Here is a 24,392-nt window from a genome sequence, read left to right on the forward strand (position 1 = left end):
AAACCTCGGGCCGCTTCGCGCCCCATCGCGACACAAGGCCGCTCCTACAGATATTTGCACATGGCTTGAGGCCGGCGTGGTCGAGGTGGGAGCAACTGTCTTGCTCAATTTCTAAAGGCTGGTGCGCCCCTGTGGGAGCTGGCTTGCCGGCGATGGGGCCAACCCTGCCAACCCCCGCCAGCTAGACCATTCCTGTAAAACTTCAATCTTGAATTTTTTTATTAAGTCAAGAACCACCCTGTTCAAATCCCTCCCAGCGTGCTACAAACTGGTTAAGCAATGATCTAGCTGCTTGATAACGAAGGGAAAAATATGACGAAGTCGGAGCTGATCGAACGTATTGTCACCCATCAGGGGCTGCTCTCGTCCAAGGACGTGGAGCTGGCCATCAAGACCATGCTTGAACAGATGTCACAATGCCTTGCCACCGGCGATCGCATCGAGATTCGTGGTTTTGGCAGCTTCTCGCTGCACTATCGCGCCCCGCGCGTAGGCCGTAACCCGAAGACCGGCCAGTCGGTCAGCCTCGAAGGCAAGTTCGTGCCGCACTTCAAACCCGGCAAAGAGCTGCGCGACCGGGTCAATGAAGAAGAGCATGATGAGGCCCACACCTGATTCCACAAGGAGCAATCTGATGCGTAACCTCAAGCGCGCCCTGGCGGCGGTGTTCGTGCTGCTGTTGGCGGCTGTGGTGCTGTTCTTCGTGCTGGAGAACCAGCAAACCGTCTCGTTGGTCCTGTTCGGTTGGGCTGCCCCGGCAATGCCGGTCGCCGTCGTGGTCCTTGCCGCCTTGGTCATTGGCCTCGCAGTCGGGCCGCTGCTCGGTGCCTACGGCGTGCAGCGCAGCAAGCGCAAGATCAAGGCTTCTGCCCGACAGGCAGCATTGAGCGGTAATTAAGGACATTTCCTACATCAGTTTCGGAAAGCCTCACCTATGCCAGCACCGGCCGTCATGGAGTAATAGCGCACTTCATTTTCGGCCAAGGCGAGTGTGCGCAGCATGGAATATCCCGTCCTTTCCCATCACGGTGGCACCCGCGGCGTCACTGGCTCCTGCCATCAACTGCACCTCGATCCGTCCACCAGCCTGCTGATCGATTGCGGCCTGGAGCAGGGCAGCGATGCCGCGCCAGGCGCAGCATCGGCGCCGCTCGGCTTCGACGTGCAGGGCATTCAGGCCCTGGTCATCACCCATGTGCATCTCGACCATGTTGGGCGCATCCCGGCGCTGCTGGCTGCCGGCTGCCGTGGCCCAATCTTGTGCAGCGAGCCGTCAGCCCAGCTGCTGCCATTGGTGCTGGAAGACGCTTACAAGCTGAGCATCAGCAGCGAACCCGCCCATGTGGCGAGGTATCTGAAATTCATCCGCGATCTGGTCGTGCCCGTGCCTTTCGAACAGTGGCACACACTGGTCGAGCGCCCCGGTCTCAGCTGCCGCATTCGCCTGCAGCGCGCTGGCCATCTGTTGGGTTCGGCCTATGTCGAATGCGATGTGCGGCATGAACAAGCCAATACCCGATATGTGTTCTCCGGTGACCTGGGCTCCGGTGGCAACCCTTTGCTACGACCTTTGCAGCCCCCGGAACGAGCCGATGTGCTGGTACTGGAAAGCACCTACGGCGACCGCCTGCACCCGCCTGCGGGCGACCGTGAGCAGCGGCTGGAAGCGGCCATCGACCGCGCCCTGGCTGACCAAGGCACACTCCTCATTCCGGCCTTCAGTCTCGGCCGCACTCAGGAGTTGCTGTACGAACTCGAAGGCATTCTTCATCGGAAGGACTTGCTGAACAAAGCCGGCCCGGCCCCCGATGGCGACCCGCTGGACTGGTCGCAATTGCCCATCATCCTCGACTCGCCCCTGGCCCAGCGCATTACCTGTGTATATCGGGAGCTGCACGACTACTGGAATGCCGAAGCCCGGGCGCGCCTTGCCGAAGGACGCGACCCGTTGGGTTTCAGCCAGTTGATCAGCGTGGACACCCACGCCCGCCACCAGCAGGTGGTCAATTATCTGAAGAGCACCGGGCGTCCGGCGATCGTGATTGCAGGTAATGGCATGTGCTCGGGTGGGCGCATCGTCAATTACCTCAAGGCCATGTTGGGGGACTCGCGGCACGAGGTGATGTTTGTCGGGTATCAGGCCAAGGGTACGCCGGGGGCGGTGTTACAGGCCAGTGAAGGGGCAGAAGGGTTTGTGCAGATTGACCTGGATGGGCGGATGTATGAGGTGCGCGCAAAAGTTGTAACCTTGCCGGGTTACTCTGGTCATGCCGACCAGGCAGAGCTCGTGGCTTTTGCATCGCCGGACCGGGGCGGGGCAGGGCGCGTGGTGCTGGTACACGGTGATAACAATGCCAAGATGGCTCTGGGTAAGGCCATCGAAGAGAAAATCAAGCAGCAGGGGCGTTCGATCAAAGTCTTCATCCCATGAGGGCTATGCCAGCCAAATCTAGAGAGGGGCAATCTTTTTGTTGCAAACGCGGCACTTCTAAGGGTGTGTAGGTGCATCCGATGGATGGCAGGTTTTCTTTTGCGTTTTGAGGAACTTGCCGAAGCAAACGGTTGACTTAGCCAACGTGCCGACTCGGGGTTGAAGCGAGCCGCTCAGGATAGTAGCTTGATGGTCGTGATTTCGCATTGGAACGATAACCGATAGCAAGCTACATATTATAAATGATGGCCAAAGTATGGCTAAGGGCGGGTGGCTACAATAACATGCGCCAGCACCGGAGCGTGATTGGGGCAATGATCGTGGGGGGCTTGGCTTCTGGTATTCCGAATTTTCAGGGGTTGCGGCAGGTCAGTCACCGCGGCGCATAGTCGGTTTCCAGCAGGTCAGCGTTTGCGACTTGTTAACGATCATGCATGCCTCCATTAGAGTTCAGGGCACTTCATGCAGCGCCGACATCGCCACACCCAAAAGGATAAGTCAGTGTGACGCAAACACCTTTGAAAATTGCTGTGGTCAGCCAGTATTTTTTTCCTGAGAACTTTATCATCAACGATATCGTTCGGGAGTTGAGTGCGCTGGGTGTGCATGTTGAAGTTTTTACCGGCAAACCTAACTATCCAAGTGGTGAGGTTTTCCCAGGTTATACTGCCCATGATGCGGTTGAAGATCGCTTTGCTGGAACGATAGCTGTTCATCGAGCGCCCCTGCGGCCGCGCAAGAAAGGTGGGGCGAAAAACCTGATCCTCAATTATTTTTCATTCGTGGCCAACGGCGTCAGGTACTTCACACGCCATGCAAAGCGAGGCCAGTTTGATGCCTACTTCGTGTTTGCTCCATCGCCTGTCATTTCTGTAATTCCCGCACTCGCCATGAAACGCGCCCACCGTGCGCCTGTGTTTCTATGGGTACAGGACTTGTGGCCGGAAAGCCTTGCGGCCACCGGCTTCATTCGCAACAAGTTCCTATTGTCGATCGTCGGCTTGCTGGTGCGCGGCCTTTATTGGGCCGTGGATGTATTGCTGGTACAGTCACAGGCGTTCATTGACCCGGTCAAGCGCTACGCGCGTGCCGACAAGATCAATTACTACCCCAACTCTTACCTGCAACAGGATGATTCCGGCGAAATCTGCAAATTGCCTGAGTCGTTGACTGCCGTGTTGCGTAGTCACTTCTGCGTAGTGTTCGCCGGCAATTTGGGTAGCGCGCAAGGGCTGGCCACCATCGTCGAAGCTGCGCGGGTACTGCACGCCGAGCAATCGCAAGCCCTTATCGTGATGGTCGGCACCGGCAGCAAAGCCGACTGGCTGGCAGAGCAGAAATGCAAATGGGGCCTGGACAACCTGATCATTGCTGGCGCCTACCCTCGTACGGCGATGGCCGAACTGTTCGAGCTCAGTGCCGCATTGCTGGTTACACTCAAGCGAGATGAGATTTTCAGTTGTACCATTCCGAGTAAGGTGCAGGCCTACTTGGCAGCGGGTAGGCCGATAATTGGCAGCCTGGATGGTGAAGGTGCCCGCGTCATCAACGACGCTGCTGCCGGTATTACCTGCCCTGCCGAAGACGCGGCCGGGCTTGCAGCGTGCATAAGGTCGATGCTGGCCATGCCGCAGACGCAGCGAGAACAGATGGGCACACAGGCAAGGGCTTACTTCTTGAAACACTTCGAACTCAAGGCCCAGTGCAAGGCACTGGTGCGCATGTTCGAACAACGGATTGAACAGGACAAGGCGACGCAATGAACATATTGGTACTGGGTGTCTCGGGCATGCTGGGCAACGCCGTCTTCCGGTATTTCTCGGCCAATTCGCAGCACCGGGTGGTAGGCACGCTGCGCTCGTCGTCCGGGCGCAGGTTCTTCACGCCTGATCAGGCTGAGCATCTATTGTGTGGCGTAGATGTACTCGATGCTGACGCGCTGATGGCGGCTTTCGCTAAGGCTAAGCCGGATGTGGTGATCAATTGCGTGGGCCTGATCAAGCAACTGGCTGATGCCAAGGACCCGCTTACTGCACTGCCAATCAACGCCATGCTCCCGCATCGCCTGGCTACGCTCTGCCGCGTGGCTGGCGCGCGCCTGATCCATGTCAGTACCGATTGCGTATTTTCGGGTGCCAAGGGCATGTACCGGGAACAGGACGAGTCTGACTGCACCGACTTGTATGGCAAGTCCAAGTATATCGGCGAATTGCACGACCTTGACGATGCCGTAACGCTGCGTACGTCCATCATTGGTCACGAATTGCAAAGCAATGCATCGCTGGTCGACTGGTTCCTGTCCCAGCAGGGCAATGTGAAGGGTTTCACCAAGGCGGTTTTCTCGGGGCTGCCAACCGCAGAACTGGCCCGGGTGATGTTGGACTACGTCATTCCCAACCCTGCGCTGAAGGGGCTTTACCACGTTTCTGCAGAGCCGATCGACAAGTATGAGCTGCTCAGGCAGGTGGCGAAGGTTTACGGCAAGGACATCAATATCGTACCGGACGACAAACTGGTGATCGATCGTTCGCTGGACTCTTCCCGCTTCCGTGCAGATGCGGGCTACCAGCCACCTTCCTGGCCGGCGCTCATACAATTCATGCACGAGCAGCGTCAATAACGAATTACAAGGAGCGCACAGGTGTTCGATAACAAGATTCTGATGATTACCGGTGGTACCGGTTCTTTCGGCAATACGGTACTCAAGCGTTTTCTGAATACCAACGTCAAGGAAATCCGCGTTTTCAGCCGCGACGAGAAAAAGCAGGAAGACATGCGTATTGCCTTGTCCAACGACAAGGTGAAGTTTTATATCGGCGATGTGCGTGACTATCAAAGCGTGGCAGAGGCCATGGTCGGGGTGGATTACATCTTCCATGCCGCTGCGTTGAAGCAGGTGCCATCCTGCGAGTTCTATCCGATGGAAGCCGTGAAGACCAATGTCATCGGTACCGAAAACGTTCTGAACGCGGCCATCGCCAACGGAGTGCAGCGCGTGGTGGTGCTAAGCACTGACAAGGCAGTGTACCCGATCAACGCCATGGGCATTTCCAAGGCCATGGCGGAAAAACTGATGGTGGCCAAGTCACGGATGATTCCTCAGCAGGGCCCGGTGATCTGCGCCACCCGTTACGGTAACGTCATGGCCTCGCGGGGGTCGGTGATTCCGCTGTTTGTCGATCAGCTCAAGGCCGGCAATGAACTGACCGTGACCGACCCGAACATGACGCGCTTCCTGATGTCGCTGGAGGACTCGGTGGACCTGGTGCTGCATGCCTTCGAGAACGCCCAGCAGGGTGACATTTTCGTGCAGAAGGCGCCGGCCTCTACCGTGCAGGAGTTGGCAGAAGCGCTGCGCCAGTTGTTCAAGCGGGAAAACCCGATCAAGGTGATTGGGACCCGCCATGGCGAAAAGCTCTACGAATCCCTTATTTCCCGCGAGGAAATGGCCAAGGCCGACGACATGGGCCGTTACTACCGGATCCCGGCCGACAACCGCGACCTGAACTACAAAAAATACTTTGTCGAAGGCGAACAGCATATCTCCGAGCTGGATGACTACACCTCCCACAATACCGAGCGGCTCGACATCGATGGCATCAAGGCCCTGCTGCTGAAACTCGACTATATCCAGGAACAACTCAATGCTTAAGGTCATGACCCTGGTCGGCACCCGGCCTGAACTGATCAAGATGAGCCGCGTCATCGCTGAACTCGACGAGCAGGCCAACCATGTACTGGTGCATTCCGGCCAGAACTACGATTACGAGCTCAACCAGGTGTTCTTCGATGATCTGGGCATTCGCAAGCCGGATCACTTCCTGGGGGCGGTGGGGAGTACGGCAGCCGGGACTATCGCCGAAGTCATCGCCAAGTCCGATGAAATTTTCGAGCTGGAAAAACCCGACGCCCTGCTGCTGTATGGCGACACCAACACGTGCCTGGCCGTGATCGCTGCCAAGCGTCGGAAGATCCCTGTGTTCCACATGGAGGCGGGTAACCGCTGCTTCGATCAGCGGGTGCCGGAAGAGCTGAACCGCAAGGTGCTCGACCACCTCAGCGACATCAATATGGTGCTGACCGAGCATGCCCGGCGCTACCTGCTGGATGAAGGTATTCGCCCGGAAACCATCATCAAGACCGGTTCGCACATGCAGGAGGTGCTGGACTATTATCGACCTCGGATCGACGCCTCCACGGTGCTGGCGCGCGAGGGGCTGGAGGAGGGCAAGTACTTCATCGTCAGCACCCACCGTGAAGAGAACGTCGATACGCCCCAGAACCTGCGCGATCTGCTGGCCTCGCTGCGCGCCCTGGCCGATACTTATGGCTTCCCGATCATCGTCTCCACCCATCCGCGTACCCGCAAGCGCCTCGAGGACCTGGGCGAAAGCCTGGAGCATCCACTGATTCGCTTCGTCAAACCTTATGGCCTGCTCGACTATATCCGTCTGCAGATGGGCGCGTTGTGTGTGCTCTCGGACAGCGGCACCATCACCGAAGAGGCTTCGCTGCTGAACTTGCCGGCGGTCACGATCCGTAACGCCCACGAGCGCCCGGAAGGCATGGATGAAGGCACCTTGATCATGTGTGGACTTACCCCGGACCGAGTGCTGGATGCCGTGCGCGTGGTGATCAGCCAGCATGACCGTAACCAGCGGGTGATCCCGGTGGTGCAGGATTATCTGGGCGGGCCGGTCTCCAAGCAGGTGGTACGTATCGTGTATAGCTATACCGACTACATTAACCGTACGGTCTGGTCCAAGTAACCAGTCCAAGGCTAGTTCCCGTCAATCACGCTAATCGGGGCCGCCTTGTGGGCCATTGCCGGCAAGCCAGCGTCATTACTGAGCGGAGCTCAAGAATGGCGCGCTTTCTGTGGGAAGCTTGTCGACGAAGGACTGTGCAGCAGCCCTTTTTAGCCAGCTGACAGGTATCAGCGCTTACTAAACCCCGCCTTGGCTGATGGAGAAGCGAACGGCCTATGAACACGCTGGTAGTGATTGGGGGAAGCGGCTTCGTTGGCCGGCATTTCCTGGATGTATGTAACACGCTGGATGACACCGAGGTTATCTATGCGATCCACCGTACCGAGCCCGACTGGTTGACCAACGCCACGGTGCAGGTTGCACGCTTTGACGTGAATGACCCCACGAGCCTTGCAGCCATACTTGTACCTGGCTGCGCTGTGATCAATCTCTTGCGGCCCGATGGCAGTGGCTGGTTCGAACCGGCGATCGCCAATGTGCTCGCTGCATGCGATCAAGCGCGCATCAAGCGTTATGTGCACGTATCGAGTATCGATGTGTTCGGTGCCGCGCCGGACGCGGTGGTCGATGCCTCCACGCGGCTCGAACCAAGAACGCCATACGAGCGTGAGCACGCCGGTGCTGAAGCGCTGGCACGCGCGGTACCGGCTACCCGTTTCGAAGTGGTGGTGCTGCGCCTGGGAGCGGTGTTTGGTGATGGCGGGCTGAACATCGTGTCGTTCGTACGCGAAGTGTCCAGCGCGCCTGCTTGGAAGCTGGCATTACGCCGTATGCTTTACGGGCCTCGCCGCATGCACCTGGTCAGTGTTGAAAAGGTGGCGCAAACCTTGGCATTCGTTGCCCGGGTGCCACAGGTGCGCCAAGGGGAGGTCGTCCTCGTAACGGATGACGCGGCTCCGGAAAACAACTTTGGTTATTTGCAGGACGCCCTGATGCAGGCGTTTGGCCGGCCCTCGATCAGCTACTTGCCACACCTGCCGCAAGGTTTGCTCGGCTTACTGTTACGTATGCGCCGCATCAGCAATGCCAACCCGATGCGCCGCTTCAGTGAACGGCGGCTTGCTGAGTGGCAGCAGCCAACCACGGCCGACTTCAAACAGCAATTGCAGCGCTACATCGTACTGCTGAGGGCGTCGGCATGAGGGTGTTACTGGTGAATATTTCACTGGATGCCAAGCTCGGCGGTGGTACAGCGGAGCGCACTCGGCATCTGGCGCTGCACCTGGCCAAGGCCGGTAGCACATGCGAAGTCGTGGCCATGACCGGTAACTCGTGGCAGCAGGATTTTGACGAGCAGGGAGTGAAAAGCTATATCACCGGCCGCATCGGCCATCGCTTTCCGATCCCTTTGCTCAACCCCTTCCGGGCTTGGCGCGCGGTGCGCAACGCCGATGTACTGCACATCATGGGCTACTGGAATCTGTTGAGCGTCGCCATGGGCCTGCTGGCGGTGATTGGCCGGCGCCCCTATATTCTGTGCCCGGCGGGCGAATTTGCCTCAGTTGGTTCGCCACGACCGATCATGAAAGTGTTCCACTTGCTGCTGGGCCGGTGGCTGATCAAGTGGGCTTCAGGCTTTATCGCCATCACCGACCTGGAGCAGGGGCTGATTGCTCAGGTGGCAGGCATACCGGCGGCTTCTGTTCCGGTTATCGGCAATGCCGTGGCTGAGCCAGGTCCGACGCGGGGGGCAGGGGCTGTGCCACTGCCGGATGAGCCCTTCATTCTGTTCATGGGCCGGCTTGCCCCGGTCAAAGGGCCGGACTTCCTCATTCAGGCCTATCTCGACTCGCCCACGGCGCAGCGTTACCCCTTGGTGATGGCTGGTCCGGACTTTGGCATGCAGCAGGAACTTCAGGCTCAGGTAGATGCCTCGGGCCTGGCCGGGCGCATTCACTTCATCGGTTTTCTTGACGAAGCACAGCGTACCCAGGTGTATCGCCAGGCAATGATGCTGGTCATTCCTTCGCGTTCGGAGGCCATGTCGCTGGTTGCCCTGGAAGCCGGGGTTGTCGGTTTACCGGTTTTGCTCACCGATACTTGCGGTTTCGACCAGGTCGAGCAGGTGCAGGGTGGGCTGGTGGTCCCGGCCAGTGCTGCAGGTATCGCTTCAGGCCTTGAGCGTATGCTGGCTGATTCTGCCGAGCTCAAGGCCAAGGGCGGGCGACTCAAGGCCTACATTATCGAGCACTATACCTGGTCGGCCACGGTGCAGGTGATGTTGCAGCGTTTTACCCGCCTGTTGCGTACGGGTTCGATGGTCGAGTGAGCGTGCCTGTCGGCTTCGCCGGGGGGCATCGCAGTTGTGCTGGCTCCCCGGCGATGCAGGATGACGAGGCGCAGCTGTTCTTTCAATGATTCTTGGCGGTCAGGTTTGAAATGTCGGTGCTTGAGCGTTGTTATAAAGGCGTTACCCAGGCGCATGTGCTGTTTGCATTGTTTTTCTTGGCGATATTTTATGGAAATATCTATGCAAGGGTGACGCTACCGCTCGCGATATATATCTTGCCGATGCTGGCGTTACGCTTGAAGATCAGAACGATCAAGTGGCAGGCGGTGATGCCCGCGCTGGCTTGCCTGCCGGTAGTGTTTCAGTTTTTCGGTGCGTACCCACCGATCAAGAATGATATCTCCGTCTACTTTTGCTTCTTTTACTCTGCTGTATCCATCCTGGTGCTGAGCAGATGCAGGGTCGAAGAGTTGCTGGTTCAGAACTGCATCCTCTTCGGCTGTATATTGATTGCGTTCATCATGCTGGCGAATGCGGCGCTTGGTTATCGGGAACAGCTCGATTTCTACACCTTCAAGAATCTGGTTGCGACGCCTCTGGGAAGCTCCAACTACCTGGCCGTCTTTTTGCTGGTCGGTACTTTGGTGGCTTTGTATGCCAGGCAGTACCTGTGTGCCATTGCCCTGGTTGGAGCATTCATGTTCACGTTTTCCCGTACCGGGTATGTGATGTTGATGCTCGCTGTCACCATCTGGTTACTCGACACCAGAACCACCCTGCTTACCCGGTACCCCCGTTTTTTCGCCTTTTCGTTCATTACCTGCAGCCTGATAGTGTTCCTGACCGCTTTCTTCCTGAAAGACGGGTTGCCGGAGTCCTTGTCCATCCGCGCAGGCCTTTGGCATGCGGCGGTGTATCACATTGCCGACCATCCGCTGATCGGTACGCCACGCTCCGAATATTTCTACATATTCAATGGTTTGGCATGGGACCCGCACAATTCGATCTTGAATATGCTCCTGTTGCTGGGGGTGGGCGGTACTGCCGTCTACCTGTTTTATCTTTACTGCGTCATGCGGCTGTTTTCGCAACTGGCAAGCCGCTCGACGTTTTGGCGCTCGGTGTTCATAGCCTCAGCCGTTACACTGCTTTGGAGCCTCTTTGAGGTAGTTTTACTGACACCGGCTTATGATACTTTGCTGGCATCGCTGTTTGCGCTGGCTATCGCCAGAAGCTCAGGTGCCGAATTGGCCGCGTCGCCAGCTGTGTCTGAAAGTACCAGTGCCGGCCTGACCGTGGCGAGATAGGTTCAGCTTGCCGGTTGCACCTCGCTAGCCGATTTGCGGCGTCCTGCCAGGGTTGAGCTGCAAATGAACATGGTAAATGCATAGGGCATCCAAACGATCGGGCGCTGGTAGATGCTTAACGCAAACAGACCGAAGAACAGCAGCACCCACAAACGGCGCTTGGCATTGTGGGTTATAGCCAGGGTCAGGCTGATCATGGCCAACGCGAACAGCACGGCACCGATCAGGCCAAAATCTGTAAGTATGCGTGTCACCACCTGCGAAACCCCGCCATAGACCACGCTGGAATCGGCCCCCATGCCAAACAGCAGAGTACGGGTGTCTGCATCCAGATACCGGGTGAAGAGTTTGTCCATCTCCGGTAACGAGCGATTGTTGATGTACTCGGTCTGGCGTAATTGTTGGTCAGGTTCTGGCGGTTGCACTGCAATTGGTGCAGCAGACACTGGGGCGTCAGAGCTGGCCGATGATGTGGCGTATTCATCCAGCGGGATGACCAGTGCTTGTCGGGTCGAAGTGCTCGGGTCCAGGGCGTTTGTCCGTGCTGGCGTGGGTGCCGTTGGTTGCCGGTCCGGGCCGTCAGGCTTGATGATGCCCAGTACCAGCAGGCCGAACAGCCCGAGGATGGCCAGTGGAAGCAGGGTCAGCGGTGAGCGCGCCTGCATCAGACGGAACAGGAAGCCGATGGTAGCCATGACTATGAATGCCAAGGAAAACGACAGCACACCACCAACAAAGATGATGAGAAAGGGGAAAGGTTTGAGCCTGAAGCGGTTACCCGCCAGGAGGAATGCCGAAACTGTACCGACCATGCCGGGCTCGTCGTACATGGCGCACAGCCGGTAGAGTTCGCCACCCCAAGGTAGCGACACGTGGTTGCCGGATAGCAGAAGCGCCCCCGGTGCGTGCAAGTAGACCCCCCCGGCTTCAGCCATCACAGGGTTGAGCAGAGGCAGGTGGTCCATATGCACTGTCAGGCCGGCAATCTTGCACAGGGACACGACGATACCCGGGATCAGGCTGACCGCGAAGAACCAGGCGAACCATTGCAGTACCTTGCCGCGGCGCTGGTCTGAGAACACCGCAAGGGCAAAGATGGTTGGCAGCACGAAATACCAGCGCGTAGTACTGCCGTCGAGCTTGGGCAACATGCTGATGTAGAGTACGAAAAGGCAGATCAGGATGAACCCTGGCACCTCGCGCCGCCGCGGGCGGTCGCCGAGCAGGAAGGCGCCGATTGCCAGACAACCCGAAAGCATCCCGGCAATTGCCATGTGACGCAGCGAATTCCAGAGAAAATACGGGTTCAGTGTTACCCAGGCGCATAGCGCAAATAGCGGCGCCAGCATGGCGTCAATGGGTGCGCTCGAGCTGTAAGTCCTGATAGCCACAGTCATAGTGAGGGGATCTGCCTGATCACACCTGAGCCAGGCCGATCAACAGGCAGTATCGGCATGTGCTCGGCTTAGGGTTGGGAGGATTGACCTCGCTTTGACAAGTAGCGAGGCGCAGCGGTGCGATTATCTTTCGCACGTTCGTCGGATACCTCCGGCGATCCCCCTCTGTCCCTGAAGCCGAAACGATGAACTAAAGCGCTGGTGTGAGTGAAACCGGCCCCGTTCTTGGAGCGCTTACAATGATGCGCGCCAGATACAATCCCGCGATGAACCCAAGTAGTTCGATGAGGAAGAACATCTGTACGCGTGGGAAGTTGGTCTGTACCACCAGATAGGCCAAGGCCACACCAATGGTCGCGCGGGTGAATACATTACCCACGAGTTGGCTGGCCAGCCGTTCGGCAAGGATGCCCGCGGCAAACAGCAGGGTCAGGCCGGCGGCCAGCACTGCCAGGTTGCCGCTGTAGAGCAGAATGGCCAGGGGGCCGGGGATGGTCATGAACGTGAAGTTTTCGAAAGCCTGGTACTGTGCATTCGACATACGCTGGTAGATGGCCTGAGTGCCGGCTTCCGGGCGCTCGGCCAGGCTGCGCAGAAATAGAGGCCAGCCGGTGTTTTCGTGGCTTACCACCGCCAGTATGCCTTCCAGGCCAACCCAGCGGTCCACCACCAGTTTGCTCAGTTCCATCAGCATACCTTTCCAGCGGGCACGCTTGACCTCGGCGGTTTCCTCGAGAGGAGCCACGGTTACTGGAACAGGTTTTGCGTAGACAGGCGCCGCCGATACCGGGTTCGCGATCAGCCGCAGTTGAGGCAGTGCTGGTGCCAGTGCGCCAGCAACCGCCTGCGCTGAATCGGCCGGTGCTATGAGCAGGCTGGTAGATGGACGCGCAGGCGCCAGTTTGACGTCGCTCACCGCCTGCTCGCCGATAGCCATGGAGGCCACGACTGGCCGGGCTTGGGCGAACGACTGCAGTCGGTCGGCTGACACCAAAAGCAGTGATGCCACGAACAACACCGCCGTCACCAGCAGAATCCTGACCCATTGGACGAAGCGCAACGCAGTGACCAGATCGCGGCCATGCACCAGGTAAACCGCGAACGGCGCGGCCACATGCAGGATCATCTGCGCCCGACTGCCCATGGATACCGCGGTAACCGCGCCTTCCAGAATGAGAATGTAGAACAGCGTCTCGAGCTTCATCTGGCGCGCCTGTACCAGCCAGTAACCCAGGGTGGCAAGCAGGATCAGGTTGCCCCAGGCGATCATGAACGAGACCAGTACGTAGACGTAGCTGTGGAGCTTCAGCGCAGGCTCGGTGCCCACCTTGAGAATGGCGAACTTGAAATTCGCGGCCAGTAACAGGGCCGTGAGCAGTATGGCCAGCCACATGGACGGTTTGAGCAGCCCGCGCGGCCGTTCGATAGGGATGACTGGTGGCGGCTGTAGGCGCGAAGCAACGGCTTGGCAGGCCAGTAGTGTGGCAAATGCGATGTTCAGGGCCAGCATTGCCGAATCCCATGCCTTCGACGAATTATCGAAGGCACCGATTGGTTCGATGAACTGGGTGCCGAGAATGAAATGCAGCACCAGCTTCGCCCAGCAGCCGAGAATCAGGAATGCCAACAGGAAGAACGAGAAGAAGCTGGTGCGGTTGGACAGCAAGCTGCGTACCAGCAAGCCGGCCAGAAAACCGTTAAGCAGCAGCGGCGCCAGGGACGCCGGATAGTCCACTGCTGCGGCCAGGGTGGCCACGGCAACCAGCAGTAGCGCACTGACATGCAAGTAGCGGTTACCCAGCAAGTGGGCTTGAACACTCTTCATCCGCGCGCTCCAGGAGGGGGGGAGAATGGTTTTGCTGCTCTCGATACCTGCGGGACCGCTGAACCTACAGGCGCTGCACAAGATTAACGGATTTGGGGGCAACCATCGATTGCCCCGGAAACTCAGGCTTTGGACTTGGGCCTGAAAATGGTCAGCACGTAACTTACCATCTTGCGGGAAAGAATCGACGGCGGGTCCAGCAGCGCGGCCTTGCCCATGCGTATCACGAACATTGCATAGCGCCCGGAGAAACCGTGCATGAAGCCCGAAAGCATATGGGCATTGGCAACCGCCTTGCGCTTCCAGCCAAGGATGGAAGGCGACAGGCCGCTGGTCTGGTAAAGGCTGTTGATTACCTTCAGCGGCTCGTCGGAACGTTCGGCGTTGCATGGGTTGTAAGTGGTCGAGCCAGAGTGTATGCGGAAGTCTGCCAGTGGCTCGGCCACCCGAGTAAATGGCCCGTATTGGCAAAGGCGCAGGAAGAAGTCCATGTCCGGGATATTGCGCAGCCCGGTGTTCCAGCCACCAACCTTGTCCCACACCGAACGCCGGAATAGCGCCCCGGGGCCTGGCAGGCACTGGAAGTTTGCGATCAGCAGGCGCTCTTCGTAGTCGGGTGTCTGCACAGTGCGCACGTGCTTGGAGTCTTCATCGATGACGCAGAAGTCCGGGTAGGCCAGCACGGCCTCAGGCTCCTTGGCCATGGTTGCGACGATGGCCTCAACGGCGCGCGGGTGCAGGCGGTCGTCGGCGCTCAGGTAACCTAGCAGCTCGCCACTACTTTGCTGCCAGCCAAAATTCATCGCCGCACTCTGTCCGGCGTTGACTTGGCGGTAACGAATGAAATTGCCCGGGTGTTGCTCCAGCAGTGCCGCGGTGTCGTCGGTGGAGCCATCGTCGACGACGATCAGCTCTACGTTCGGGTAGGTTTGCTGTAGCACACTGTCGATCGCATCCAGAACATAGCGCCCGGTATTATAGGTAGGGATGATGATCGACACCTTGGGCATTATGTTGCTAGCGTCCATGAGATACCTTTCGACGGTAATAGAGGCGCATGAACCTGCGCAATGAAGAGTAATCGGCGGTAGTGCTGAGGTTGAATATGCGTTTGACGCAATAGATCTGTGCCAGCGATTGGCAGACCCCACCGAGGCTGTATACCACGGCCAAACCGATGATTCCATACAGCCACATGGCCAGTAGTCCGGCCGCAATCATGCATAGGCCGCTGATCACGGAAATACGCATGGCCACGTGCTGTTTCTGCAACATCATCAGCACAAACCCGGCAGTACCGGCGTAAGTTTGCGCCAGTTGCGAAACGCCGAGGATGGCAAAAATATAGTATGCATTGGCGTATTCGCTGGACCAGACATGGGCCAGCAGGAACTGGCCGCACAGAATGAACAGTAGGTAGCCCGCCAGGCCGAGCACCGTCGCTGCACCAGCGCCCACCCCCAGCACGCGCTGCAGGTAGCGCCTTTTGCCCCGAACCCAGATGCGCCCGATGGAGGGTGCCACCACCGTGTTGATCACTGCCAACGGTATCAGTACTAAGGCTGCCAGGCGTGAAGCCAGGCCATAGATGGCCAGCCCGGCCGCATCACCGAACCAGGCGATGATCCACAAGTCGGCCTGCGACATGATGAACAGCACCACGGTAGTGGTGAGGTTGGGGCGGGTTTCACGCAGCAGGGTGGTATAGCCGATGTTGCTGGCTGGCTTGTCCTGCTGCTGCGCCCGATACCATCGCCGCAGACTCCAGGCGCCCAGCAGCGTGGTGCAGCCGGCCCCCACCGCACCGGCCAGGATCAACGTGCTCAGCTCTATGTGCAATTCGCCGCGCCAGGCCAGGATCACCGTTGCTGCGCTGGCCAGGCTGGCCCCGGTGGTCAGGAAGCTGGCTTGCACGAAGTGGCCTAGCGCCCGGTGCTGTTCGGACAGGATAGTGCTCATCGCTGCCAGGATCATGCTCAGCGACACCAGCGGGGCAATACCGTGCAGCAGGCGCAGCAGGTCGTCGCCTTCGTAACGCGACAACACCTGCATGAAAACGTTGAACCCGATGGCCAGGGCAATGGTCGAAAGCACCGCCAGCAGCAAGGTGCGGCGTAATACCTGTTTGACCTGACCACCGTCGCGGTGCCCCTGTGCTGTGGAAATACAGGCCGGTGCGGTGATGCTTAGCCCCAACTGACCCAAGGTAGCGAGTGCGGCAATCAGCGATTGCGCCAGAAAGAACAGCCCCACCGAAGTTTGCGGCATGGTCAGAGGAATGATGATGCCCGTCAGGGCGCCGGTACCCAGCAGCAGGAAGCGGCCAAATATGGCGGCAATACTTGCGGCTATGGGGGAGGATAGCGCGTTGGTGACTTTCCCTGTGGACATGGATTCTTATAGGTACCAGGAACGGAGGAGGGATTCTGTTTTGTTTTGCATAGGCTGTCTATGCTCTGTATGCAAAGGCACCGAGGCATTTTGATATCGCTCATGGATATGAGCTGGTATACCGACAGCCGATTTGTAGTTTTGGTTCGGATTCATTAGGGTCGTGTATACGCTGTTCAGCCTTGCGCAAATTAGCTGATGCCTGGGTGTACTAGACCAAGGTTTTGTCAGAAATTTCTGCACGTTACGTGCGATCCTTCAATTGTCATGCGTTCTGTCCGATAGTAATAACCACTAAACCCAAAAAGTGATCAGGTGCGAATGAAAGTAATTTTGACGGGCGCGTCCGGTTTCGTCGGGGGGGCAGTACTGAAGGCGCTCAGTCGTAATGCAAACGTCGAAACAGTCGTCCCTTTGCGTTCACCATTGCGCCAGATGCCAGCTGGGGTTGTCAGTTACCCGATTGGCGACCTCACCGATGACCAGAGCGCGCAGTTGCTGGCCCACCGTCCCGATGTGGTGGTGCACTGTGCATCGCGCGTGCACATCATGAGCGACACCGCCAGCGACCCGCTGGCAGAGTTTCGCCGCATCAACGTTGACGGTACCTTGGCCTTCGCCCGCGCTGCCAGCGCGGCCGGTGCCCGCCGTTTCGTGTTCATCAGCTCTATCAAGGTCAATGGCGAGCAGACCCAGCCTGGCCAGGCCTATAGTGCCGATGACATGCCGCACCCGGTCGACCCCTACGGTATTTCCAAGCACGAGGCGGAGCAGGGGCTGCTGGCGCTGGGAGCGCAAACCGGTATGGAAATCGTCATCATCCGGCCGGTACTGGTGTATGGCCCGGGGGTGAAGGCCAACTTCCTCAGCATGATGCGCTGGCTTGACCGTGGCGTGCCGTTACCTTTTGGCGCCATTCACAACCGTCGCAGTCTGGTGGCGCTGGACAACGTGGTGGACCTGGTGCTGACCTGCATCGACCACCCGGCAGCGGCCAACCAGGTGTTTCTGGTCAGTGATGGCGAAGACCTGTCCACCACCGAACTGCTGGCGCGCATGGCCAGAGCCCTGGGCAAGCCGGCACGTCTGCTGCCGGTGCCGGCCTGGCTGTTGAGCAGCGGCGCCAAGGTACTGGGCAAGGGTTCGCTGTCCCAGCGCCTGTGTGGCTCGCTACAAGTAGACATCGATAAAACCTGTAAACTGCTCGACTGGCGACCCCCGGTGCGGGTGGATGCGGCCCTGTTGGCAGCAGCCAGGTACTATCAGGAAAAAAACAATCAATGACGCTCTTTTGGGCTTTACCCACCGTACTGCTGCTGTCCTTGCTGATGACCGCCGGCCTGCGCCGCTACGCGCTGGCGCGAAGTGTCATCGACGTGCCTAATGCCCGCAGTTCGCACACTGTGCCTACGCCACGCGGTGGTGGTGTGGCGATCGTGGTGACTTTCCTGCTGGCTATTGTCGGTGTAATGCTCAGCGGAGCAGGGGAGAGCCGCACGCTGATGGCCCTGGGTGGCGGCGGTGCGCTGATCGCCATTATCGGTTTTATGGACGACCACGGTCACATTCCGGCTCGCTGGCGTCTGCTGGGGCATTTCATAGCCGCCACCTGGATGCTGGTCTGGATGGGCGGGCTGCCGCCGCTCACTTTCTTTGGCTGGCAGGTGAATCTAGGTTGGCTGGGGGGCGTACTGGCCGCCGTATACCTGGTGTGGCTGCTGAACCTTTACAACTTCATGGACGGCATCGACGGCATTGCCAGCGTCGAAGCCATCACTGTGTGCCTGGGAGCGGCTTCGCTATACTCTTTGGCGGGCTTGGGGGGGCATGCCGTGCTGCCATTGCTGCTGGCCGCTGCGGTGGCCGGGTTCCTGTTCTGGAACTTCCCGCCGGCAAAAATCTTCATGGGTGACGCTGGCAGCGGCTTCCTCGGCATCGTCCTCGGAGGCCTGTCTTTGCATGCGGCCTGGTTGGCCCCGGAGCTGCTCTGGTGCTGGTTGATCCTGCTCGGGGTGTTCATCGTCGACGCAACCTATACCTTGGTGCGCCGCCTACTGCGCGGTGACAAGGTGTACGAGGCCCATCGCAGCCACGGCTATCAGTTCGCCTCGCGGCAATTCGGCAGGCACCTACCGGTAACGCTGGCGGTAGCCGCGCTGAACCTGTGCTGGTTGCTGCCGATAGCTTTTTGCGTTGCGCGGCTAGGCCTGGATGGCACAGTGGGCGTGTTGCTTGCCTATATCCCGCTGGTGCTGCTGGCGGTGCGCTTTCGCGCTGGCCAAATTGAAGAAAGACTTTAAGGTGATGTGAGCGACTTGATGTCAGGGAATTTCTGGAAACGTTTCAGAGGAGCGATGGACAAGGTGCGCGCTAAACTGCTTGCTCTACCACGTAGATACAAACGCTTGCTGCAGGTAATGACCGATGTGGTCCTGATCTGGGCTGCCTTGTGGCTGGCGTTCGTGGTACGCCTTGGCATCGACGAGTTGGCCAACCCCATCCTCGACCACGGCTGGCTGTTCCTCGTCGCGCCGATGGTAGGCATCCCTCTGTTCATCCGCTTTGGTCTGTACCGCGCGGTAATGCGCTACTTCGGCACTGACGCGTTGATTGCCATTACCAAGGCTGTAACCCTGTCCGCGCTGATTCTCGGTTTTATCATTTATTGGTCAAGCAACCATCAAAACGTAGTGCCACGCTCCATCACCTTCAACTACTGGTGGCTGAGCCTGATCATGGTCGGCGGCCTTCGTCTGGCCATGCGCCAGTACTTTCTTGGCGACTGGTTTACCACCGCCGTGCAGCACGTGCCCTTTACCAATACCAGCCGCGGCGACGGTTTGCCGCGGGTGGCCGTGTATGGTGCTGGTGGTGCCGGCAACCAATTGGTTGCAGCGTTGCGGTCCGACCGAGCGCTGCGCCCGGTAGCGTTCATCGACGATGACCCGAGCATCACCGACAGGGTGATTGCAGGCCTGCAGGTGTACCGCCCTGACCAGTTGCAAGACATGATTGATGCTACCGGCGCCCAGGAAATTCTGCTGGCCATACCATCCTCCACCCGCACCCGCCGCCGCGAGATCCTCAACTTCCTTGAAGGCTACCCGCTGCATGTGCGCAGTATCCCCAGCTTCATGGATCTGGCCAGCGGCAAAGTCAAGGTGGACGACATCCAGGAAGTGGACATTGCTGACTTGCTGGGTCGCGATGCGGTGCCCGCTCAAGCCGACCTGCTGGAGCGCTGCATCGTCGAGCAGACCGTGATGGTGACCGGTGCTGGCGGCTCTATCGGCTCGGAGCTGTGCCGGCAGATTCTGGGCCAGGCGCCGAAGACCTTGCTGCTGTTCGAGCACAGCGAGTTCAACCTGTACAGCATCCTCTCCGAGCTTGAGCAGCGCATTGCCCGCGAGTCGCTGTCTGTGTGCCTGGTACCGATCCTGGGATCCGTCCGCAACCAGTCGCAACTGCTCGACATCATGAAAACGTGGCGGGTCGATACCGTCTACCACGCCGCCGCCTACAAGCACGTGCCGATGGTAGAGCACAACATCGCCGAAGGCCTGATGAACAATGTCATCGGCACTCTGCACACAGCCCAGGCTGCGTTGCAGGCTGGCGTTGCCAACTTCGTGCTGATCTCCACCGACAAGGCCGTGCGCCCTACCAACGTGATGGGCAGCACCAAACGCTTGGCGGAAATGACCCTGCAAGCCCTTAGCCGCGAAGTGGCGCCAGTGCTGTTCGGCGACAGCGGCAATGTCTCCCAAGTGAACAAGACCCGCTTCACCATGGTCCGCTTCGGCAATGTGCTGGGTTCGTCGGGCTCGGTCATTCCGCTGTTCCACAAACAGATCAAGGCCGGCGGCCCGCTGACCGTCACCCACCCGAAGATCACCCGTTACTTCATGACCATTCCCGAAGCAGCACAGCTGGTAATCCAGGCGGGTTCCATGGGCAAGGGCGGTGATGTATTCGTACTGGACATGGGCGAACCGGTGAAAATCGTGGAGCTGGCCGAAAAGATGATTCACCTGTCTGGTTTCAGTGTGCGCTCCGAGCGTAACCCGATGGGGGATATCGCCATCGAGTTCACCGGGTTGCGGCCAGGAGAAAAGCTCTATGAGGAACTGTTGATTGGCGATAATGTGATTGCCACCCGCCACCCGATGATCATGAGCGCCAACGAAGACTTCCTCTCTTGGGAAACGCTCAAGGACACCCTGCGCCAGTTGCTGGCGGCAGTGGAGACCGATGATTTCGTGCGGGTAAGGCAGTTGCTGCGCGAAACCGTGAGCGGCTATTCACCGGAAGGCGAAATCGTGGACTGGATTTACCAGCAGCGACGCCTCGAACCCTGACCCATCGAAGTGCAACGCCAAAGCAGCCGCCAGCTGCCCGGCGTTGCACGGCGCGCCCCCGAGGGCGGCCCGCCTGTATCCATTTTTCAAGGCAGTTCAATGAAAGCAACACCCCTCGCAATACCTGAAGTCCTTCTGCTCGAGCCAAACGTATTCACCGATGACCGCGGATTCTTCTTCGAAAGCTTCAACCACACGGTCTTCGAGCGCCTCGTACAGCGTCCCGTCAACTTCGTCCAGGACAACCACTCCAGCTCGCGCCGGCATGTACTGCGCGGCCTGCATTACCAGGTACATCAACCTCAAGGCAAACTCGTAAGGGTAGTGGCCGGTGATGTGTTCGATGTCGCTGTAGACTTGCGCCGTTCTTCGCCTACTTTCGGCCACTGGGTCGGCGCCCGCCTTTCAGCGCACAACAAGCAGCAGATGTGGATCCCGGAGGGTTTCGCTCACGGTTTTGTCGTGTTGTCCGACCATGCGGAATTCCTGTACAAGACCACAGACTACTACGCCCCCCAATTCGAACGCTGCCTGGCCTGGAATGATCCCGCAGTTGGTATTCAATGGCCTGTCGAGCGACCGCTTCTCTCAGACAAGGACCAGAGTGGCAAAGCGCTGCAGGACCTGGAATGCTTTGATTGAGCGACCAGCCCACGCAGGGAGGGGGCACGACGATATCATCTTCGCGCTCGGCAGCAGCGCCGAGCGGCTAGAATCCAGAAGATGGAAGAGCAGACATTGACAGCGGAAGCAGACGAACATGACCATTCTGGTAACCGGCGGTGCAGGCTTTATCGGCGCGAACTTCGTGCTGGACTGGCTGGCCGACAATGACGAGGCCGTGGTCAACCTCGACAAACTCACCTACGCAGGCAACCTGCAGACCCTGTGCAGCCTGCAAGGCGACCAGCGCCACATCTTCGTGCACGGCGACATCGGTGATTCCGAGCTGGTTGCCCATTTGCTGCAGGAGCACCAGCCGCGCGCCATCGTCAACTTTGCCGCCGAGTCGCATGTCGATCGCTCGATCCACGGCCCGGAAGACTTCATCGAAACCAACATCGTCGGTACCTTCCGCCTGCTGGAAGCCGTACGCGCCTACTGGGGTGGCCTGGATGAGCAGGCGCGCCAGGCGTTTCGCTTCCTGCACGTGTCCACCGACGAAGTGTACGGTTCGCTGGCCGCCGGCGAACCGGCTTTCACCGAAACCCACCAGTACCAGCCCAACAGCCCGTACTCGGCCAGCAAGGCCGCCAGCGACCACTTGGTGCGCTCGTACCACCACACCTACGGCCTGCCGGTGCTGACCACCAACTGCTCGAACAACTACGGCCCTTATCACTTCCCGGAAAAGCTCATCCCGCTGATGATCGTCAACGCCCTGGCCGGCAAACCGCTGCCGGTGTACGGCGACGGCCAGCAGATTCGCGACTGGCTGTACGTCAAGGACCACTGCAGCGCCATCCGCCGCGTGCTCGAAGCCGGCAAGACCGGCGAGGTGTACAACGTGGGCGGCTGGAACGAAAAGCCCAACCTGGAAATCGTCAACCGCGTGTGCGCCCTGCTGGATGAACTGCGCCCCCGCGCCGACGGCAAGCCCTACGCCGAGCAGATCACCTATGTGACCGACCGCCCCGGCCATGACCGCCGCTACGCCATCGACGCCCGCAAGCTTGAGCGCGAACTGGGCTGGAAGCCTGCCGAAACCTTCGAAACCGGCATTCGCAAGACCGTGGCCTGGTACCTCGACAACCAGGAGTGGGTGCAAAACGTACAGTCCGGCAGCTACCGCGACTGGGTCGAGAAAAACTACGCAGGGCGCTCGGCATGAAGATTCTGCTACTGGGCAAGGACGGCCAGGTAGGTTGGGAACTGCAGCGCAGCCTGGCCCCGCTGGGCCAGGTGCTGGCGCTCAATTCCAGCAGCCAGGCACACTGCGGGGACCTGGCCAACCTACCGGGCCTGGCCGAAACAGTGCGCGCCTACGCCCCCGATGTAATCGTCAACGCCGCCGCCTACACTGCCGTGGACAAGGCGGAAAGCGACCGCGAACAAGCCTTCAAGGTAAACGCCGAGGCCGTGGGCGTGCTGGCCCGCGCCGCCGCCGATTACGGCGCACTGCTGGTGCATTACTCCACCGATTATGTGTTCCCGGGGCAGGGCACCCAGGCCTGGCGCGAAGACGACGCCGTCGGCCCGCTGAATGCCTATGGCGAAAGCAAGCTGGCCGGTGAACAGGCCATCCAGGCCGCCGGCTGCCAGAACCTGATCTTCCGCACCTGCTGGGTGTATGCCGCACGCGGCAACAACTTTGCAAAGACCATGCTGCGCCTGGCTGCGGAGCGCGACAGCCTGGGCGTGATCGACGACCAGCACGGCGCCCCGACCGGTGCCGAACTGATCGCCGACATCACCGCCCACGCCATCACCGCCACCCGTCGCGATCCGGCCCTGGCCGGCCTGTACCACCTGGCGGCGGCCGGCGAAACCACCTGGTGCGGCTACGCCCGTTACGTGCTGGAGCAGGCAGCGGCCCTGGGTGTGCCATTGAAAGCCCACGCCGAACAGGTCAACCCATTAGCCACCGATGCCTACCCGACCCCGGCCAAGCGGCCGGCCAACTCGCGTCTGGACACCCATAAACTGAAGCAAGCCTTTGCCCTGACCCTGCCAGACTGGCGCCTGGGTGTGGCTCGCATGCTTACGGAAATACACGAGAAATGACCAATGAAGCGTAAAGGCATCATTCTGGCGGGCGGGTCGGGTACCCGTCTGCACCCCGCGACCCTGGCTATTTCCAAGCAACTGCTGCCGGTTTACGACAAGCCGATGATCTACTACCCGCTGACCACCCTGATGCTGGCGGGCATTCATGACATTCTGATCATTTCCACACCGCAGGACACGCCACGCTTCGAGCAGCTGCTAGGTGACGGCCACTGCTGGGGCATCAATATCACCTATGCCGTGCAACCGTCCCCCGACGGCCTGGCCCAGGCTTTTTTGATTGGTGAAGCGTTCATTGGCGGCGCACCTACCGCATTGGTGCTAGGTGACAATATCTATTACGGCCACGACTTCCAGCAGTTGCTGTCCAGCGCCATGGACCGGCAGGGCAGTGCAAGCGTATTTGCCTACCACGTACAAGACCCTGAACGTTACGGTGTGGTTGAGTTCGACGAGCAGGGCAAAGCCATCAGTCTGGAAGAAAAGCCGGCCAAACCCAAGTCCAACTATGCCGTTACCGGTTTGTACTTCTACGACAACGATGTGATCGAAATTGCCAAGGGCATCCGGCCGTCTGCCCGGGGCGAGCTGGAAATTACCGATGTGAATCGCGCCTACCTGGAGCAGGGCCGATTGTCGGTTGAGATCATGGGGCGCGGGTATGCCTGGCTCGATACCGGGACGCATGACTCGTTGCTCGAGGCGAGTGGGTATATCGCGACCATTGAGCGGCGGCAGGGGTTGAAGGTGGCTTGCCCGGAAGAGGTGGCGTACAGGCAGGGGTGGATTGGGGCGGAGCAGTTGCTGAAGTTGGCGGAGCCGTTGGCTAAGAATGGGTATGGGCAGTATTTGAAGAGGTTGGTGGGGGATAGGGTTTATTGATAGGTTTTTTGGCCTTTACCCTTGAGGTGGAAGGCTTTTGGAACTTCAGATTTTACGTAAATCAAGAATCCCTAA

21 protein-coding genes are annotated in these 24,392 nt (G+C 59.1%); 17 read left to right on the forward strand and 4 right to left on the reverse strand.

Going from position 1 to position 24,392, the window contains the following annotated elements; translation table 11 throughout:
- The first annotated feature begins 312 nt into the window (after nt 1–312).
- The 10 genes from ihfB (at nt 313) to JV551A3_RS09605 (ending at nt 10,737) form a co-directional block, all read left to right on the forward strand.
- On the forward strand, nt 313–615 hold the full coding sequence (gene ihfB, locus JV551A3_RS09560) for an integration host factor subunit beta (protein WP_087501542.1): 303 nt from the start codon (nt 313–315) through the stop codon (nt 613–615).
- 19 nt (nt 616–634) lie between these two features.
- Complete coding sequence (locus tag JV551A3_RS09565) at nt 635–898, forward strand: lipopolysaccharide assembly protein LapA domain-containing protein (RefSeq protein WP_133978595.1); 264 nt, start codon at nt 635–637, stop codon at nt 896–898.
- Between the two features lie 102 nt (nt 899–1,000).
- The gene (locus tag JV551A3_RS09570) at nt 1,001–2,431 is read left to right on the forward strand and encodes an MBL fold metallo-hydrolase RNA specificity domain-containing protein (RefSeq protein ID WP_133978597.1); all 1,431 of its coding nucleotides are present in this window, start codon (nt 1,001–1,003) and stop codon (nt 2,429–2,431) included.
- 503 nt (nt 2,432–2,934) lie between these two features.
- Nucleotides 2,935–4,194 carry a glycosyltransferase family 4 protein gene (locus JV551A3_RS09575; RefSeq protein WP_235874555.1) on the forward strand — a complete coding sequence of 420 codons (1,260 nt, stop codon included), beginning with the start codon at nt 2,935–2,937 and terminating at the stop codon, nt 4,192–4,194.
- Nucleotides 4,191–5,051, forward strand: a complete 861-nt coding sequence (locus JV551A3_RS09580; RefSeq protein ID WP_133978599.1) for a dTDP-4-dehydrorhamnose reductase family protein — start codon at nt 4,191–4,193, stop codon at nt 5,049–5,051. The genes JV551A3_RS09575 and JV551A3_RS09580 overlap by 4 nt, the downstream gene beginning before the upstream one ends.
- A 21-nt stretch (nt 5,052–5,072) precedes the next feature.
- Nucleotides 5,073–6,083 (forward strand): polysaccharide biosynthesis protein, encoded by a 1,011-nt coding sequence (locus JV551A3_RS09585; protein ID WP_133978601.1) that lies wholly within the window; start codon nt 5,073–5,075, stop codon nt 6,081–6,083.
- The gene (gene wecB / locus JV551A3_RS09590) at nt 6,076–7,200 is read left to right on the forward strand and encodes a non-hydrolyzing UDP-N-acetylglucosamine 2-epimerase (protein ID WP_133978603.1); all 1,125 of its coding nucleotides are present in this window, start codon (nt 6,076–6,078) and stop codon (nt 7,198–7,200) included. Before JV551A3_RS09585 ends, wecB begins: the two co-directional genes overlap by 8 nt.
- 215 nt (nt 7,201–7,415) lie before the next feature.
- Entirely contained in the window at nt 7,416–8,342 is a 927-nt protein-coding gene (locus JV551A3_RS09595; protein ID WP_133978605.1) for an NAD-dependent epimerase/dehydratase family protein, read from the forward strand.
- Between the two features lie 11 nt (nt 8,343–8,353).
- Entirely contained in the window at nt 8,354–9,469 is a 1,116-nt protein-coding gene (locus JV551A3_RS09600; protein ID WP_167494823.1) for a glycosyltransferase family 4 protein, read from the forward strand.
- Nucleotides 9,470–9,579: 110 nt separating this feature from the next.
- On the forward strand, nt 9,580–10,737 hold the full coding sequence (locus JV551A3_RS09605) for an O-antigen ligase family protein (RefSeq protein WP_133978608.1): 1,158 nt from the start codon (nt 9,580–9,582) through the stop codon (nt 10,735–10,737).
- 2 nt (nt 10,738–10,739) lie between these two features.
- Here the strand turns inward: JV551A3_RS09605 and JV551A3_RS09610 are convergent, their stop codons facing one another.
- The 4 genes from JV551A3_RS09610 to JV551A3_RS09625 form a co-directional block, all read right to left on the reverse strand.
- The gene (locus tag JV551A3_RS09610) at nt 10,740–12,011 is read right to left on the reverse strand and encodes a hypothetical protein (protein ID WP_137010661.1); all 1,272 of its coding nucleotides are present in this window, start codon (nt 12,009–12,011) and stop codon (nt 10,740–10,742) included.
- Nucleotides 12,012–12,324: 313 nt separating this feature from the next.
- Nucleotides 12,325–13,959, reverse strand: a complete 1,635-nt coding sequence (locus JV551A3_RS09615; RefSeq protein WP_133978612.1) for a hypothetical protein — start codon at nt 13,957–13,959, stop codon at nt 12,325–12,327.
- Between the two features lie 122 nt (nt 13,960–14,081).
- Nucleotides 14,082–14,987, reverse strand: a complete 906-nt coding sequence (locus tag JV551A3_RS09620) for a glycosyltransferase (protein WP_133978614.1) — start codon at nt 14,985–14,987, stop codon at nt 14,082–14,084.
- Entirely contained in the window at nt 14,977–16,350 is a 1,374-nt protein-coding gene (locus JV551A3_RS09625) for a lipopolysaccharide biosynthesis protein (protein WP_133978616.1), read from the reverse strand. The genes JV551A3_RS09620 and JV551A3_RS09625 overlap by 11 nt, the downstream gene beginning before the upstream one ends.
- A 321-nt stretch (nt 16,351–16,671) precedes the next feature.
- Here JV551A3_RS09625 and JV551A3_RS09630 point away from each other — a divergent pair, with 321 nt between their 5' ends.
- The 7 genes from JV551A3_RS09630 to rfbA all read left to right on the forward strand — a co-directional run bounded on the left by JV551A3_RS09630 (nt 16,672) and on the right by rfbA (nt 24,317).
- The gene (locus tag JV551A3_RS09630; protein WP_205125940.1) at nt 16,672–17,634 is read left to right on the forward strand and encodes a UDP-glucose 4-epimerase family protein; all 963 of its coding nucleotides are present in this window, start codon (nt 16,672–16,674) and stop codon (nt 17,632–17,634) included.
- Nucleotides 17,631–18,650 (forward strand): MraY family glycosyltransferase, encoded by a 1,020-nt coding sequence (locus JV551A3_RS09635; RefSeq protein WP_133978619.1) that lies wholly within the window; start codon nt 17,631–17,633, stop codon nt 18,648–18,650. Before JV551A3_RS09630 ends, JV551A3_RS09635 begins: the two co-directional genes overlap by 4 nt.
- Before the next feature lie 54 nt (nt 18,651–18,704).
- Nucleotides 18,705–20,708 (forward strand): polysaccharide biosynthesis protein, encoded by a 2,004-nt coding sequence (locus JV551A3_RS09640; RefSeq protein WP_133978621.1) that lies wholly within the window; start codon nt 18,705–18,707, stop codon nt 20,706–20,708.
- Between the two features lie 99 nt (nt 20,709–20,807).
- On the forward strand, nt 20,808–21,350 hold the full coding sequence (gene rfbC / locus JV551A3_RS09645) for a dTDP-4-dehydrorhamnose 3,5-epimerase (protein ID WP_133978623.1): 543 nt from the start codon (nt 20,808–20,810) through the stop codon (nt 21,348–21,350).
- A 118-nt stretch (nt 21,351–21,468) separates the two neighbouring features.
- Nucleotides 21,469–22,539, forward strand: a complete 1,071-nt coding sequence (gene rfbB, locus JV551A3_RS09650; protein ID WP_133978625.1) for a dTDP-glucose 4,6-dehydratase — start codon at nt 21,469–21,471, stop codon at nt 22,537–22,539.
- Nucleotides 22,536–23,432 (forward strand): dTDP-4-dehydrorhamnose reductase, encoded by an 897-nt coding sequence (gene rfbD, locus JV551A3_RS09655; RefSeq protein ID WP_133978627.1) that lies wholly within the window; start codon nt 22,536–22,538, stop codon nt 23,430–23,432. The genes rfbB and rfbD overlap by 4 nt, the downstream gene beginning before the upstream one ends.
- A 3-nt stretch (nt 23,433–23,435) precedes the next feature.
- Nucleotides 23,436–24,317: a glucose-1-phosphate thymidylyltransferase RfbA gene (rfbA, locus tag JV551A3_RS09660; protein WP_133978629.1), complete on the forward strand. Its 882-nt coding sequence runs from the start codon at nt 23,436–23,438 to the stop codon at nt 24,315–24,317.
- The last annotated feature ends 75 nt before the right edge of the window (nt 24,318–24,392 follow it).

Source organism: Pseudomonas inefficax (assembly GCF_900277125.1).
Lineage (GTDB): Bacteria > Pseudomonadota > Gammaproteobacteria > Pseudomonadales > Pseudomonadaceae > Aquipseudomonas > Aquipseudomonas inefficax.

What these genes read in the sequence shown, in the direction of transcription:
- JV551A3_RS09595 (WP_133978605.1), top strand. Translation starts at nt 7,416, where the DNA reads ATGAACACGCTGGTAGTGATTGGGGGAAGCGGCTTCGTTGGCCGGCAT.
- JV551A3_RS09615 (WP_133978612.1), bottom strand. Translation starts at nt 13,959, where the DNA reads ATGAAGAGTGTTCAAGCCCACTTGCTGGGTAACCGCTACTTGCATGTC.
- JV551A3_RS09635 (WP_133978619.1), top strand. Translation starts at nt 17,631, where the DNA reads ATGACGCTCTTTTGGGCTTTACCCACCGTACTGCTGCTGTCCTTGCTG.
- JV551A3_RS09580 (WP_133978599.1), top strand. Translation starts at nt 4,191, where the DNA reads ATGAACATATTGGTACTGGGTGTCTCGGGCATGCTGGGCAACGCCGTC.
- rfbA (WP_133978629.1), top strand. Translation starts at nt 23,436, where the DNA reads ATGAAGCGTAAAGGCATCATTCTGGCGGGCGGGTCGGGTACCCGTCTG.
- JV551A3_RS09610 (WP_137010661.1), bottom strand. Translation starts at nt 12,011, where the DNA reads ATGGCAATTGCCGGGATGCTTTCGGGTTGTCTGGCAATCGGCGCCTTC.
- JV551A3_RS09630 (WP_205125940.1), top strand. Translation starts at nt 16,672, where the DNA reads ATGAAAGTAATTTTGACGGGCGCGTCCGGTTTCGTCGGGGGGGCAGTA.
- JV551A3_RS09620 (WP_133978614.1), bottom strand. Translation starts at nt 14,987, where the DNA reads ATGGACGCTAGCAACATAATGCCCAAGGTGTCGATCATCATCCCTACC.
- ihfB (WP_087501542.1), top strand. Translation starts at nt 313, where the DNA reads ATGACGAAGTCGGAGCTGATCGAACGTATTGTCACCCATCAGGGGCTG.
- JV551A3_RS09565 (WP_133978595.1), top strand. Translation starts at nt 635, where the DNA reads ATGCGTAACCTCAAGCGCGCCCTGGCGGCGGTGTTCGTGCTGCTGTTG.
- rfbC (WP_133978623.1), top strand. Translation starts at nt 20,808, where the DNA reads ATGAAAGCAACACCCCTCGCAATACCTGAAGTCCTTCTGCTCGAGCCA.
- rfbD (WP_133978627.1), top strand. Translation starts at nt 22,536, where the DNA reads ATGAAGATTCTGCTACTGGGCAAGGACGGCCAGGTAGGTTGGGAACTG.
- JV551A3_RS09625 (WP_133978616.1), bottom strand. Translation starts at nt 16,350, where the DNA reads ATGTCCACAGGGAAAGTCACCAACGCGCTATCCTCCCCCATAGCCGCA.
- JV551A3_RS09640 (WP_133978621.1), top strand. Translation starts at nt 18,705, where the DNA reads ATGGACAAGGTGCGCGCTAAACTGCTTGCTCTACCACGTAGATACAAA.
- JV551A3_RS09570 (WP_133978597.1), top strand. Translation starts at nt 1,001, where the DNA reads ATGGAATATCCCGTCCTTTCCCATCACGGTGGCACCCGCGGCGTCACT.
- JV551A3_RS09605 (WP_133978608.1), top strand. Translation starts at nt 9,580, where the DNA reads ATGTCGGTGCTTGAGCGTTGTTATAAAGGCGTTACCCAGGCGCATGTG.
- wecB (WP_133978603.1), top strand. Translation starts at nt 6,076, where the DNA reads ATGCTTAAGGTCATGACCCTGGTCGGCACCCGGCCTGAACTGATCAAG.
- rfbB (WP_133978625.1), top strand. Translation starts at nt 21,469, where the DNA reads ATGACCATTCTGGTAACCGGCGGTGCAGGCTTTATCGGCGCGAACTTC.